The 13541-nt window shown below is 58.5% G+C and carries 9 protein-coding genes; all 9 read right to left on the bottom strand.

The window, feature by feature from the left end:
• A partial coding sequence (locus ABZV58_RS34475) for a beta-ketoacyl synthase N-terminal-like domain-containing protein (RefSeq protein WP_355004387.1) occupies positions 1-3591 on the bottom strand: 3591 nt, incomplete at its 3' end.
• Positions 3592-3715: 124 nt separating this feature from the next.
• Positions 3716-4804: an alpha/beta hydrolase gene (locus tag ABZV58_RS34470; RefSeq protein ID WP_355004386.1), complete on the bottom strand. Its 1089-nt coding sequence runs from the start codon at positions 4802-4804 to the stop codon at positions 3716-3718.
• Positions 4801-5313, bottom strand: coding sequence for a 2-oxo acid dehydrogenase subunit E2 (locus ABZV58_RS34465; protein WP_355004385.1), 513 nt, complete (start codon positions 5311-5313; stop codon positions 4801-4803). The genes ABZV58_RS34470 and ABZV58_RS34465 overlap by 4 nt, the downstream gene beginning before the upstream one ends.
• A gap of 293 nt (positions 5314-5606) precedes the next feature.
• Positions 5607-5834: an acyl carrier protein gene (locus ABZV58_RS34460; protein ID WP_355004384.1), complete on the bottom strand. Its 228-nt coding sequence runs from the start codon at positions 5832-5834 to the stop codon at positions 5607-5609.
• Positions 5831-7741, bottom strand: a complete 1911-nt coding sequence (locus tag ABZV58_RS34455; RefSeq protein WP_355004383.1) for an HAD-IIIC family phosphatase — start codon at positions 7739-7741, stop codon at positions 5831-5833. Before ABZV58_RS34455 ends, ABZV58_RS34460 begins: the two co-directional genes overlap by 4 nt.
• A gap of 5 nt (positions 7742-7746) precedes the next feature.
• Entirely contained in the window at positions 7747-8787 is a 1041-nt protein-coding gene (locus tag ABZV58_RS34450) for a 3-oxoacyl-ACP synthase III family protein (RefSeq protein ID WP_355004382.1), read from the bottom strand.
• A gap of 219 nt (positions 8788-9006) precedes the next feature.
• Complete coding sequence (locus ABZV58_RS34445; RefSeq protein ID WP_355004381.1) at positions 9007-9903, bottom strand: bile acid:sodium symporter family protein; 897 nt, start codon at positions 9901-9903, stop codon at positions 9007-9009.
• Between the two features lie 156 nt (positions 9904-10059).
• Positions 10060-11541, bottom strand: coding sequence for an FAD-dependent monooxygenase (locus ABZV58_RS34440; RefSeq protein WP_355004380.1), 1482 nt, complete (start codon positions 11539-11541; stop codon positions 10060-10062).
• A 20-nt stretch (positions 11542-11561) separates the two neighbouring features.
• The coding region (locus ABZV58_RS34435; protein WP_355004379.1) for an acyltransferase domain-containing protein at positions 11562-13541 on the bottom strand (1980 nt) is incomplete at its 5' end.

The raw sequence follows: 13541 nt of genomic DNA, 5'->3' as shown, positions 1-13541 counted from the left end.
GATGGCGACTAGGGAGGAGGAGCAGGCGGTGTCGACGGTGATGGCCGGGCCTTCGAACCCGAAGGTGTAGGCCACCCGACCCGACGCCACACTCGCAGTAGTACCGGTCAGGACGTACCCGCTCAGCTCAGGTGGTGCTTCATGCATACGGGCGCCGTACTCCTGCGACATCACTCCGGTGAAGGTTCCGATGGGGTCGCCGTGGAGGGTGGTGGGGTTGATGCCGGCGTTTTCGAATGCTTCCCAGGCGACTTCGAGCAGCAGGCGTTGCTGGGGGTCCAGTGCCAACGCCTCTCGGGGGCTGATGCCGAAGAACTCGGCGTCGAAACCATCGGCGTCGTAAAGGAACCCACCGTGACGGGTGTAGGACTTGCCGATCATGTCCGGATCCGAGTCGAACAGATCCTCGAGATTCCACCCGCGATCCTCCGGGAAGCCGCCGATGGCATCGACCTCACCAGCGACCAGATCCCACAGCTGCGCCGGACTGGTCACACCGCCGGGAAGCCGACACCCCATCCCCACAACCGCAATCGGCTCGTCAACTGCGTTAGACGCTGGCGCAAAAATTGCATCGGAGTGTTCAAGAAGCTGTTGTCGGAGGTGCTCAGCTAGCGAGGTGGGGGTCGGGTGTGCGAAGACAATGGTCGGTGGGAGCTTTCTGCCGAGCGCTGTAGTTAGTCGGTTACGTAGCTCGACGGCAGCAGGCGAATCAATGCCCAAATCCTTGAATGTCCGTGCAGGGTCTACAGCGTCTGCATGCAGATGACCGACAACGATCGCGGTCTCTGTACGGATCAGTTCGACCAACACTGCGACCTGTTCCGGATCGGTAAGACCAGTAAGCCGTCCTATCCAGGATTCTCGGTCGATAGTGCTTGCACTTGATGCATCATGAGGTTCGTAACGGACATCGTCGATGGCGGGGACTTCCGGCGTGCCGTGGGTGAGCTGAGGCCAGTACTGCTCGCGCTGGAATGCGTAGGATGGCAATTGGATTCTGTGCGCTGTTGACGGGAACGCCCTGGACCAGTCGACAGTGGCGCCGTACACGTAAACCTGTGCGAGAGCTCGGAGGTAGGACAGCCACGAATCCTCGTCGCGACGCAGCGAACCGACTACGAGGGCATCGTCGAGAGTTTCCTGTATCGGAAGGACGAGCACTCCGTGGGGGCTGCACTCTATGAAGGTCTGATGTCCGCTGCCGCCGAGTTGGCGTATCGCCGACGCGAATTGCACCCGCATGCGCAAGTTCCGATACCAGTAGTCCGCATCGAGCAACTCCGTGTCGAGGACCGTTGCGGTAACTGTGGAGTAGAACGGGACCTCACTCGTCCGAGGCGTGATACTTGCTAGCTCGCCGAGAAGACGCGTTCGAATGGACTCGACCTGCACCGAGTGTGACGCATAGTCGACTGGTATTCTCCGCGCGCTCAACCCTTGAACGGTGCACTCGGCAAGCAATTCATCGATCGCAGTAGACTCGCCGGACACTACTGTCGCGGCAGGGCCATTCTCGGCCGCGATGTCCAACCGTCCCGGCCACTTGTCGAGCAGTGCTGTTACCGCGTCGACCGACAGCGCGACGGAAGCCATCCCACCATGGCCGGCCACAGAGGTGAGCGCCTTGCTTCGCACCGCCACAACTCGAGCAGCGTCGTCGAGACTGAGAGCGCCAGCGATGTGTGCTGCCGCGATCTCACCCTGTGAGTGGCCGATGACGGCGTTCGGCCGAAGACCGAACGATTCCCACAGCCGTGCCAGCGAGACCATCACTGCGAAGAGCATCGGCTGGACGACGTCGACCTTATCGAGAGAGGGGGCGGTGGGCTTACCTCGAAGTACGTCAAACAGTGACCAGTCGACGTACTTTCGCAAAGCCGTGTCACATGCTATGAACGCATCGCGAAATGCGGTCGACCGCTCGAACAACCCGAGCGCCATACCTGGCCACTGGGACCCTTGCCCAGGAAATACGAAAACAGCCCGAGTCGTCCTCGCATCCTTTACCCCTCGAACAATCCCCGGAGCATCATGGCCACTTGCTAGCGCATGCAGACGGCTCAACATGTCTGTCTCATCGGCCCCGACAATGACTGCGCGGTGTTCAAACGCTGTGCGGGTGGTAGCCAGCGACCATCCGACGTCCACTGGTTTGTTGACCCGATCCTGCAAGGAATCTAACAGTCGAGATGCCTGGGCACGCAGTGCGGTGCTCGTCCGGCCAGACAGCACCCATGGTATCGGTGACTGGACATGCCGGGCGCTGGGCTGACCGTGGACAGGTTGCTGTGTGACTGGAGACTCGGAGAGGATTACGTGACAGTTGGTTCCTCCAATCCCGAAAGAACTCACACCAGCAATGAGCTCTGACTGGGGCCATGAGCCGAGACGGTCCTGAACGCGCAGACCGAGCGCATCGAAGTCGATGTTCGGGTTCGGTCTCTCGAAATTCAGACTCGGGGGCAGTGCCCGGTGCTTGATGCTAAGAACCGTCTTTAGCAGTCCCGCGATTCCCGCTGCGCCTTCGAGGTGACCGATGTTGGTCTTTACGGAGCCGACCAGAAGGGGTGCGGCAGGCGAGCGGTCCTGGCACAGAGCTTCTCCAAGGGCCGTTGCTTCAATCGGGTCGCCGACCGCGGTACCGGTTCCGTGTAGTTCGACGTACTGGATTCGACCAGGGCTTATTCCAGCGCGGGCGCATGCATCGCGGATTACTTGAGACTGGCCCTCAGCGCTGGGCACGGTCAGGCCTGTAGTCGCGCCATCGTTGTTTATAGCGGTCCCGCGGATGACGCAGTAAATTGGATCGCCGTCAGCCAAAGCATCAGTGAGGGGCTTAAGCACCACTACAACGCCGCCCTCGCCGCGAACATATCCGTTCGCTCGAGCATCAAAAGTATAGCAACGTCCATCGGGCGACAGGCCGCCAAAATTGACTGATCGAGCTGTGCTCTCCGAGGAAATGTTTAAGTTGATTCCTCCTGCCAGCGCCAGCTTCGCCTCGCCACGATGCAAACTCTCACAGGCTGTGTGCACTGCGACCAGCGAGGACGATTGGGCTGTGTCGATGGTCATACTCGGCCCTCGGAGGCCAAGGGAATAGGAGACACGGTTAGCGATCATGCCTCGTTGGACTCCGGTGAACACATAGCGGCTTGCTGCCCCGCGGCTCCGCTGCAGCAACGTGGCGTAGTCGTCCCAAATTGCCCCGACGAAGACGCCGACGTCACCGTCGCTGAGATCCGCCGGAATGATGCCGGCATCTTCGAGCGCTTCCCAGGATAGCTCCAGCATCAGTCTCTGTTGCGGATCCATAGCCTCCGCTTCACGGGGCGAGATGCCGAAGAACCCCGGATCGAATCCGTCCACATTCTCGATGAATGCACCGCGGGCGCCTGGGCCAACTGTTGGCGCATCGGTGAATCGGTGCCGAGGCACTGGTCCGACTGCATCGCGACCGGAAATCAGCATCCGCCAGAAGGCCTCAGGGTTCGGAGCCTCGGGGAGTCGACATGACAGGCCGACGATCGCGACGGCCTGGTCCGCGATTAGATTCCCGTCCGTGTTAAGTTCGATCCTGTCAACCATTTCCGCGTACTTTCCCTTCGCAGCTCGGGGAGCATTCGCAGCCCGGTGGCAATTGAATGCCGTGCCGAGCGGTCGTTCTACTCTGATCGCTGGGGCTAAGCGGTACCTAGCCTCTTGCTAAAGCTCAGTAACCGGTGCTCGTCAGCCGCCGTCGAGTGCGCTGAGCAATCCACAGCGCGGTGAATACCGCACCCCGTAGGCTTCTGTTGTCGAGCATCCGGAACAACGAAGCCAGGCACCAGGGCCATGTCTCCGACATATGGTGTGGGGCACCGTGAACGTCCTCGTGCACAAGGACCTGCAAATCGCGTGCATGTTTGCGTAGAAACCTGACCTCCGACGGCGGGATGATCTCGTCCTGAGTACTGGCGACATACGAAACGGGAATGTTTAGCGCCGCAATTTGGTCGGCGGACAGCGCCCAATCGCTGAGAGCGTTCCCTAAGTCGGCGCGCGGGATCTCGGTCAGATAAGCAAGGGTGTTAAGGGTGAGATCAGGAACCTTGGACTGCCATTGACGGTCTTTAAAGAATTCTGTGATCGGCGCGCCAACTGTGATTACACCGCATACTCGTGGATCCTCCGTTGCACAACGAAGGGCGAGATGACCGCTGAAGCTCAGGTTCATCGCGTAGGTGCGGGAGACGTCGGCTCGGTCGGCGACGGCGTCGAGAAGGCTCGACAGCATTCGCCAGCTGTGGCTGTCGTAGCAAAGCGAATTCTCGCCCACCCGTGGGAGCTCCGTAACGATAGCTGCAATGCCGAACTTCCCCAAGCGGGCAAGTAGAGGCGCCCACTGCTCCTTTGTAGTGACGATGCCACCCATGATAAGTAACAATGGTCGCGGTTTGGTGGTCGAAAGCCCGGTCGTCCAGCATCGGAACTGTCCCGAACCGACAGTGAGATCAAGTGGATAGATATGGTGTTCTTCGCTGACTCGCCACCGGTCGAATTCCATCACGCCCGCTTCAAGTGCATACTGGCGGGCTGGCCCATCCACGAACGGAAATCGTGCCATGGTGTAGTGCCGCGACGCCTCCAAGTGGAGGTTACGCGATGCAAGTTTTTCGGCGGCCCGAATCCATTCGCCTACCCACGAGCCGGAGCCTTCGCCGTCATGGTGAATGCGGTCGAGGATCTTGTCATAGTTTGGTATTTGTTGGCCTCGAGCATGCACGCCAGCGAATTGCTTGAGCTCATTGACATCGTTCATATCGCAGGTATCTCTCGATCGAGCTCGTGGATGCCGTTCTCGCTGAATCCCTCTAGCGCTGCCTTGACTTCGGCAAGTACGTCGGCTGCCTCAGCGCCATCGATCACTCGGTGGTCGAACGACATGTTCAGGCGCAGGATGGGAGCGACGACCACCGCGCCGTCGCGCACTACAGGACGATCGGCCACCTGCCCGAGTCCAAAGGTGATGGTGGTCCCGCCGATTGCATGAAAGCCATCAATGGAACGATGTCCCAGAGAGCTCACTGCAAAGGTCCCCAGGGCACTTGCGCGCCTGCCGAAGGGCCGGATTCCAACTCGAAACAGCATGGACCCCAGAGGAATTGGGAGCCTGTGGAGGAGGCGGGCGCCAGCGAAGTCAGCCAGTTCTGTCGGATCGCCGGTCTTCAGTACCTGAAGGCGTTCCTGGATATCATCGAGCCCAGTACATTGTAGGTCGGCGAAGACGGCAGACAGCACAACTCGTTGACCGTTGATGGTGCGATCCAAGGTGAGTTTCCCATTCACCGTTGAGTAATGGGCCACCTGAGGTTGCAGCCTCCCCCGGATAGCAGCGTTTGCATCGGGGTGGCGGGCCAGTACACGGGCAGCTGCATAGAGCACGTATGTGACGAGTGATCGGCTGTGACCAGCGGCGCGTAAGATGGCCTGCTGTCGCTGGATAGTGGAGACGTCTACATCGGTATCCAAGTGCACTGCAGAAACCGACCGAATCTCCCGTAGGAAATGTAAGGTGTGGCGGCGCTCGCGAACCAATGGTGCGACAGACGAAGTTATACGGCTCACGACTGGATCACCAACTTGTACACGTCCCTGAGATTTTGGGCAGTCAAAACATCCGGCATTGAGATGCGGCGTCCAGTCTGGCGCTCTAATGCAGTCAGTACCGCCAGTAGATGTAAAGAATCCCATCCCTCTAGATGGTCGAAATGAACATCGGCGTCGATAACTCTAAAGGAGAGTCCAGCTTCCATATTTACCAGTTCGACGAAGTCTTCTATCGAGCTCATCGTGCTTCCTCAATTTCGTCCATCATATGGACGAAGGCTGGAGGTTTAATGATCTTGTCAAGGTCGTGTGAGAAAATTGACCGACTATCATCTGCGCTGACCTGAACGAATCCGTATCTACGGTAGAAGTCCGCGACCTTCGTGTTCTTTGTCGTTCGGCGGTAGTGTCCGTACACCGCCTTCGCGCCGCGACCTCGGGCGCGGTGTAAAATTCGAGCGAGGCTGGCGTGCTCTATGCCCCGAGAGAACACGCGGCAGCTAAGTAGAAAGTTCTCGATGTGTGCAGATTGTTCCTCCCAGCGAATGAATATCGCGCCAACCAGCCCGTTGTCGCCGAATCGATCCTGTGAACGGATCGTTACTATCTGCGCGCGAGGGTCGGCCAATAAGGCTCGAACCTGGCCCTCCTGCAGCCGAATCGTTGTCAAATTGAACTGATTGGTTCGCAGGGTGAGCTGCGCAACCCGGGGCACGTCCTCCGAGGTCATTCCGGATAGTCTGACTTGAACCCTCAGCTCGCGCAGGTAGCTTTCGACTGAGTCGAAGCTATCAAGGAAACCCTTCCGTGCGACATCGTCGCGATATCGATTTACGCGAATACGATCCTCGTCGGTAAGTTGCAATCCGTCGAACCAGCCATCGTGTAGAAGCTTTTCGACATGAAAGGCGGGTTCCTCGTCGACCCGGAGTACTGCAACTCCAGGCAGCGCATTGCGCACGAGTCCACACTCAAAGGAACTGTCGTCGATGTACACAAAACCATCGGTGCTTAAATTTAGCGTCGCCGCCAGTTCTGTGATATTTTCCCATTTCGGGTGCCAATTCGCGATCACGCTGACGAAGTCGTGCTCGCGCAATGTCATGCCGGAGTGCTCCTGCAGCACCTGACGGACAAGGTTCGGTTCGTTCTTACTCACCGCCGCGAGAAGAACGCCCTGTGACGCAATCTGTTTTACTACTCGTTGAAAGGTTGTGAATGCCTGCCCTCTCGGGCTATCTGCAACCTCGATCCCGTCGACACCATCCTCGCCAACGGTGCCACCCCACAAGGTATCGTCAAGGTCGACGACAAGCGCCTTCCTCGTCCGGCCACATAAATGAGAGGCAATGTGTCCAGCTGTGCGGGCGTAGGAAGCAAGCAGCTCAGAGGACAAGTGCGCCTTAGCGTACTGACTCATGCGCGCGTCGCTGGCTGGCACTCCATCAGCGATGATCGGATCTAAATCGACAACTGCGACCGTCGGGTTTTCCTCGCTCATTCGCAGCAATGAGGAATTTGCGTCCCGCCACAGCGCACCCAACTTTGCTCTTGAGCTGTGATCTATCAGTTGAGCGGTGAAACGGCGAAGTAGGGGAAGGGTATTTAGGACCAGTATTCCGCGGTTTTGAGCCCTAAAGGTCGCCACCAGGTTCTCTATAAGGCCTAGCTTTGCCGTAAGGACGTGATCTACATCGTCAGCACGCCAGGGCTCCTTCAGCTCATCGAATACAAGCATAGGATCGAGTACGCAAAGTGTCATATCCGGTTTGGCTGCGTAGAGCTGACTTCCGGAATCGGCAAGTTCGAATACGAAGCTGTCGAAATCGGCGACATAGTAGCGGGGTACTACTCCATGCCGTGCGAGCTCTGCGGTCAGCGCCGGAATCAGATTTGCGAAAGTGCCGTGACCAGTGACTGCAACGCGCAAAACAGCTGTACTGGGATGCCGTTCGACAATTTCTGTTGGGTCGAGTCGCGCCAGCACACGGCCGGCTCGGATCAGTTCAGCGCCGCCGAGATCGGCGAGCAGCCATCGGACGGCCGGGTATTCGTCAATGAGCCTACCGCTGCGGTAAAGATCGATGACAGAGGTATACGAAGTAGTCCTTTTCATGGAGTCGTCATCGCCCAGATGGGTTTGGCTCACTGCTTTCACACCTTCTCAATCGCGAACGCCGACTCGATCCATTTGCTCGACTCGATCGCAACAGCAACTGCTCGATCGCCCTCCGCCATTCTCGGCAATACTCCCTCAATCAAAAAGAACGGCAGAGCATTCCCCGTATTACCCGTTTCCTTCACGCAGCTGATCTCATATGCATGAGGAAGGCCGAATTCCGCCATTATTCGCGCGGTCATCCGGCCAGAAAGCTGCGGCGGCAGGATATAGTCGACCTCTGCCTCTTTCCAGGCGAGCTCGTCGAGTAGATCACGAAGCGTGTTAACCGCCATCGAAGGCACTAGGGCCTCGATCGCCTTGTAGTCTTCGACCGCAGCAGGCTGATCAGAGTGAAGTTCCGCTTTGCCAAACCACTCGATGATTTGTCCAGGCGGTTGGTTCAACCCGGCGAAGCGAACTAGCACGGGGTACAAGACAGCTGCGTTGGCAGACGGATCGGGCCTGAGAGTCGTGAGGACTGCCGCACCAGCTCCGTCCCCGAACAGCACGCCGTTGATCTGCTCGGCGGGTGATGCCGATGCCAGGTTGGTGGCAAGACCCATATGCTTCGCGCACGAGTCCGCGCCTATCACGAGTGCGGTGCGATGGCGCCCTGTACGTAGCATCTGACGCGCTACGTCGAGTGCCTGCACAGCTCCGGCGCATCCCGACTGGAGTTGGTAGGTGGGCACTGCGGTAATACCTAGTCGGTCCGCAACAAGGTTTACTGTGGCTGGCATCAGATTGTCGGGGGATGAGGTACCCATGACAATCAAATCGATGTCGCTCGCGTGGACGCCTGCTGCAGACAGCGCTCGCGCCGCCGCCTCCGAACCAAGGTCGGCCAGCGTATAAAGGCGCTCACCGGTATCCAGATCCACCGAAAAATGGCGGCTATCCGTGCCAATAAAAGTATCAATCCACTGTTGCCACAATGGTGGCACATTTAGGTAGTGGGCAAGGGTCGCGTTGTCCACTGCAGGCCCGGGCAGCACCGTGCCCGTCGACAAAACATATATTCCTGTTTCGGTCACAATCGGCTCCTTCCAGGTGCCTGTTGTGCGGATCCGCTCAACGACGCCTTTGGCCTAGATGATCGTTTTGCACACTAAAGGCGGACTAAGTCCCCAAGAAATCGGTGTTCAGCCCGCCTGAGGGCCTCGGTCATCTGGTGAGATACAGAACAACGGGCTCTTACTATCGGTGGAGCAACTCTGGTGGCGACTGCACATGCAAAGCCCGTCCGGTCAAGCCTAAACAGTCACACCGTCCACAACATGGACGCTTGAGCGGGCGCGATGCCGTGCATATAAGACGATCATCGACGCGGAAAAATACATCACGATGCCGTAGGCCACGAATGGAACCGCTACTTCTTCACTGCCAACGACGGCTATCGCGATTACCATGCCGAGTGCGCCGTTCTTGATGCCTAGCTCCATGCCGCCGGCGATCCGGCTGGCAACTGGTAGTCTCGCCAGCGTAAGGACGCTGATTCCGATCGCGATTCCGCCGAGGTTGAGCAGAGCTACCGCAACCCCGGCCTGTGCCAGGTATTCGAATACCTTGCTACCAAGCGAGATCATTATCGCCACGATCAGAGCAACGAGTTCGACTGCCCCGAAAATCGATACGGCCTTCTCCATCCGTGCCGCGGTGTTGGGCACCCTAGCGCGGATCACCATGCCTAGTATCACTGGGACAAGCACGACGCCAAACAGCAGCGCCATAGTATGAGGCACTGGTACGACGATCGCTTCGTCGACACTCACCGGTTGCGAATTGATCGCCAAGTTGACCAAGATTGGCAGACTGACGATGATGAGCATGCTGTTGATCACGGTCAAAACGATCGAGAGATGTACATTCGCCCGAGCGAGGTAGGTCATCACGGGAGCTGTGGCGGCGCCTGGGCACGCAGCAATGGTCACCAGACCGATGGCCAGCAGCGGTGGCAGAGACAGCGTCCAAGCGATCACGAAGCTGAGCGCTGGCATTAGTAGCAATTGTGCGACGGACGCGACTAGGATTGCTTTCGGGTGTTTGATCTCGTGGGCGAACTCCTGGGGTGTCAAGGTCAAACCAATACCGATCATCAGAAAAAAGCAGGTGATCGGCAGTCCAATTGCGACCAGCGGGCTCTCTATCACTTGTAGCACCTCTCTGTGTCTCGGCCGTAAACGAGATCTCGCTGCCATGCAGTCGATTCATTCCGCGCCAGAATCTCCGTACCAGAAGAGTTGAGGTCGATAGATTTCCCGCTCGGTAGTTATGAGTTAATGGTCCCAGCGAGCGCTAAACCGAAGTTAAGCTTCTTCCAAAGAGGACAGGTCAGTGCCCTTGCCGAACCATGACACTAACGCGGATATCAGCCCCGCGTCGTCGTCGGCGCCACAATCGGCCCAAGCGACTCGGCCGTCCGGGCGGATCAGGACTCGATCGGCAAGCAAGTCCTTCGTCGGGTGTACTCGTACGAAGTCGACGACACCTGCCCATCGGTTCGTCTCGAAGGGGAGCGAAGCAGCCGTCGTATCGAGGACCACCCCGCGTCCTGCTTGCAGCAATTCGGCTATTCGCTTCGTTCTCCCAGAAGTTGTCACCTCAATATTTGGCAGCCGGCATCCTGCCAGCTCATGAGTGCCGATCGGATAGCGGATACCCAGGCCGGCTGCGAGCCGCACTAGGTGATCGTTTACATCGGCGAACTCAGTCAGTTCAGCGACTAGGTCGCGTAGCGGAGCAACGGTTTCCATCGGGTACATCAGTGCGAGCTGGGCGAGCGTCGTCCTACAAGCCCGAGCGCCGACCGGGTGCCGCTCGTCATGGTAAGTGTCGAGTAGCCCGGGAGGTGCGTGGCCAGCAATTGTTGCGGCCAATTTCCAACCGAGGTTCACAGCGTCCTCTACCCCCGTGCTTAGCGCCTGCCCTCCGAGCGGGAAATGCACGTGGGCGGCATCGCCGGCGATCAGAATCCGACCCCTCCGATAGCTTTCTGCATGCCGAGTCTCGTTGTGCCAGTGTGATACCCACCGCACGGATCCAAGATCGATCGCCATCCCTGTGAGTGCGCGGATGTGGGCCGTAAGCGCGGCAGCGCTGGCGGCTGCAGCGCTCGGCGTAGGGGTCCCGAACTCACCAGTAGACACCCGAAGTACTCCAGTGCCGATTGGCATGACGGTGAAGATCCCGTTGTGGTACTGGTGCCCTCCGATGTGGTCCAGGAGCGCGTGGGACGGTCCAACTTCGACCTCGGCAGTCAGGCCGTAGAACGGTGCGGTGGTTCCAGGGAACGAGATCCCTGCGTGTGACCGGACGGTGCTACCAGCTCCATCGCATCCAATCAAATAGGCGCTTTCTAGGGTATGCTCACCGCCGCAGGCGCGGACCACTATTGTCACCCCGGTTTCGTGCTGAGTAAACCTGTTGACCTCGTGACCGTATCGAATCTGCGCTCCGAGGCTCATCGCTCGTTCGGCGAGGCAGGCTTCCAGATGCGCTTGCGCGACCAGGGCAGTACTTGGGTGCATATCCGCCACCCGGGTGGGATCAAGGGGGAGGTGGGCGAAGTGGGCAAGCGGGAGTTGCCTGCCCTTCGCCAGCACCTCATCAAAAAGGCTACGCTGTTGAAGTAGTTCTACAGTCGCCGAGTTTATCGCCATTCCCGGAGAATTATCTCGGGGTTTCGTGAGTCGTTCGAGGACAACACTTTTGATGCCGGCAAGGCCGAGCTCGCAGGCGAGCATCAAGCCGACAGGACCTGCTCCGGCAATGACAACAGGCTGATTCACAGTGCTCCTTTGGAAAATGCTTACGGCGACGCTTGCTCGCCTGGTTTAACAATCGTGCTGCACAAGTGCGACGCCAGCTTTGCGACCGTCGGCTGCTCGAACACGGCGCGAGGCGTGATGGCAAGGCCGCGCGCAGCAAGCTGGTTACAAAGCTCAAGGACTATGAACGATGTGAGGCCGAGGTCAATAATGCTTGTGTCAGTGGTGATGGCATCCGGACTGTCGTGCCCGAGGGCTGCCGCGAGTTGGGTACGCACAAGATCGGTGACTATTCCAAGCCGTTCTGTTTCGGTCGCGTCGACAAGTCTTCCTCGCAACTCGTTGTCGGGCTCGTTCGAAATGCCTGGTGAATTGTTCAGGTCGCGCTGGCGCAATTTATGGAGGGGTTTAAGTGCTATTGCTAGCGCTTCGCGTTCCTGCGGGGTTGCTTGCAGGACGACGGCTGCGCCATCGAGATCATTCCGTTCCACTGTGTCCCAGAAGCGATCAGAGTGCGTGCTCCCTCGCGCGGCGGCCCTCTCCGGTGAATTGGCCAGCCAGAATGCGCGGTGCTGGAATGGGTAGGTGGGCAGATTTGTACGTTCACAGTTGCTGAAGAGCTTGTCCCACATAATTGTTTCGCCGTGTGCATGTAGTCGAGCGACAGCACTTAGAAACACGTTCATCTCGGACTTGCGCTTGATGCATGTGGGAACCGCAAGCGGGAGGGAAGGGTGTGTCCCTACCAAGGGGGTGAGTACTGCATCAGGCCCGACTTCTAGAAATCGTGTAACTCCATTGTCACACATTGTCTGTATACAGTCATTGAATCGGACCGTCATACGGATTTGGTTGGCCCAGTAGTCGGGCGTCGTGATATCGCTCGCCTCAACGACGGTTCCGGTGCACCCGCTAACTACGGGGATTTTCGGTGGAGCGTAGTTTACGCGCTCTGCGATTCGACGGAATTCAGGAAGTATCGGGTTCATGTGTGGACTATGAAAGGCGTGGCTTACCCGTAGTTCGCGAACTCTGCGACCCCGTGCTCGGAATCCTTCGGCAAGTCTTCCTACGCAAGTCTTATCTCCGGAAATCACTACGGAGTCCGGCGCGTTGACTGCGGCGATGGCGATTTGCTCAGGATTCTCGTCAGTGAACGCTGCGAGGATCTCGACCTCGCTGGCCTCAATATTGATCATCGCGCCGAGCGGCTCAGCAGCGTCCATCAGCCGCCCGCGGACAGCGACCAGCTCGGCAGCGTCGTCTAGGGTGAACACTCCCGCTGCATGGGCCGCTGCGAACTCGCCAATGGAGTGACCAGCAAGCATGCGTGGAGTGATACCGAATGTGTCCGTGAGCAGTCGGTGCAGCGCGTACTCGAAGGCGAAAATCGCAGGTTGGGTGTAGGCGGTCTGGTCCAGAAGGGAGGCGTCTACCGAACCGGATTCGGCAAACATTACCTCTCGCAGGGGCCGGTCAAGATGTTCATCCAGGCGCTCGAAAACCTCGTCCAATGCTTGCCTGAAGCGCGGAAAGCCTTGGTACAGGGCCTCTCCCATACCGGGATGCTGACTGCCTTGCCCAGTGAACAAGAACGCCGTGCCGTCAGAGGCTCTTGTTCTGTCGTAAATGACGTTAGCTGCAGACGTTCCCTCGACGATGAATCCGAGCCGCATCAGCAATTCCTCACGGTCTTTACCAATTGCGGCTGCGCGATGATGGAAATGGTGGCGCTCGAAGGCAAGGGTGTGGGCGACTGCACCCGCGTCGAGGTCGGGGTTCGCGACAACGAAATCGCGAAGTTGCTTTGCCTGGTCTTGCAGTGCTGCTTGGGTGCGTGCGGATAGGAGCCACGGGATCGGGACCCTCGGATTGGGGTCCTTCTTCTGCTGTGCGGGTGTGGTTTCTGTGGTGTTGGGTGTGGGTGGTGCGGCTTGGAGGATGAGGTGGGCGTTGGTGCCGCTGATGCCGAAGGAGGAGATGCCGGCGCGGCGGGGGCGGTCGGTGTCGGTCCAGGGGGT

Source organism: Nocardia sp. NPDC004654, from assembly GCF_040609595.1.
Lineage (GTDB): Bacteria > Actinomycetota > Actinomycetes > Mycobacteriales > Mycobacteriaceae > Nocardia.
This window is presented reverse-complemented; position numbering and strand designations above follow the sequence as displayed.

Coding starts and splice junctions, on each gene's coding strand:
- ABZV58_RS34470 (WP_355004386.1), bottom strand. CDS start 4,804: ATGAACGATGTCAATGAGCTCAAGCAATTCGCTGGCGTGCATGCTCGA.
- ABZV58_RS34460 (WP_355004384.1), bottom strand. CDS start 5,834: ATGAGCTCGATAGAAGACTTCGTCGAACTGGTAAATATGGAAGCTGGA.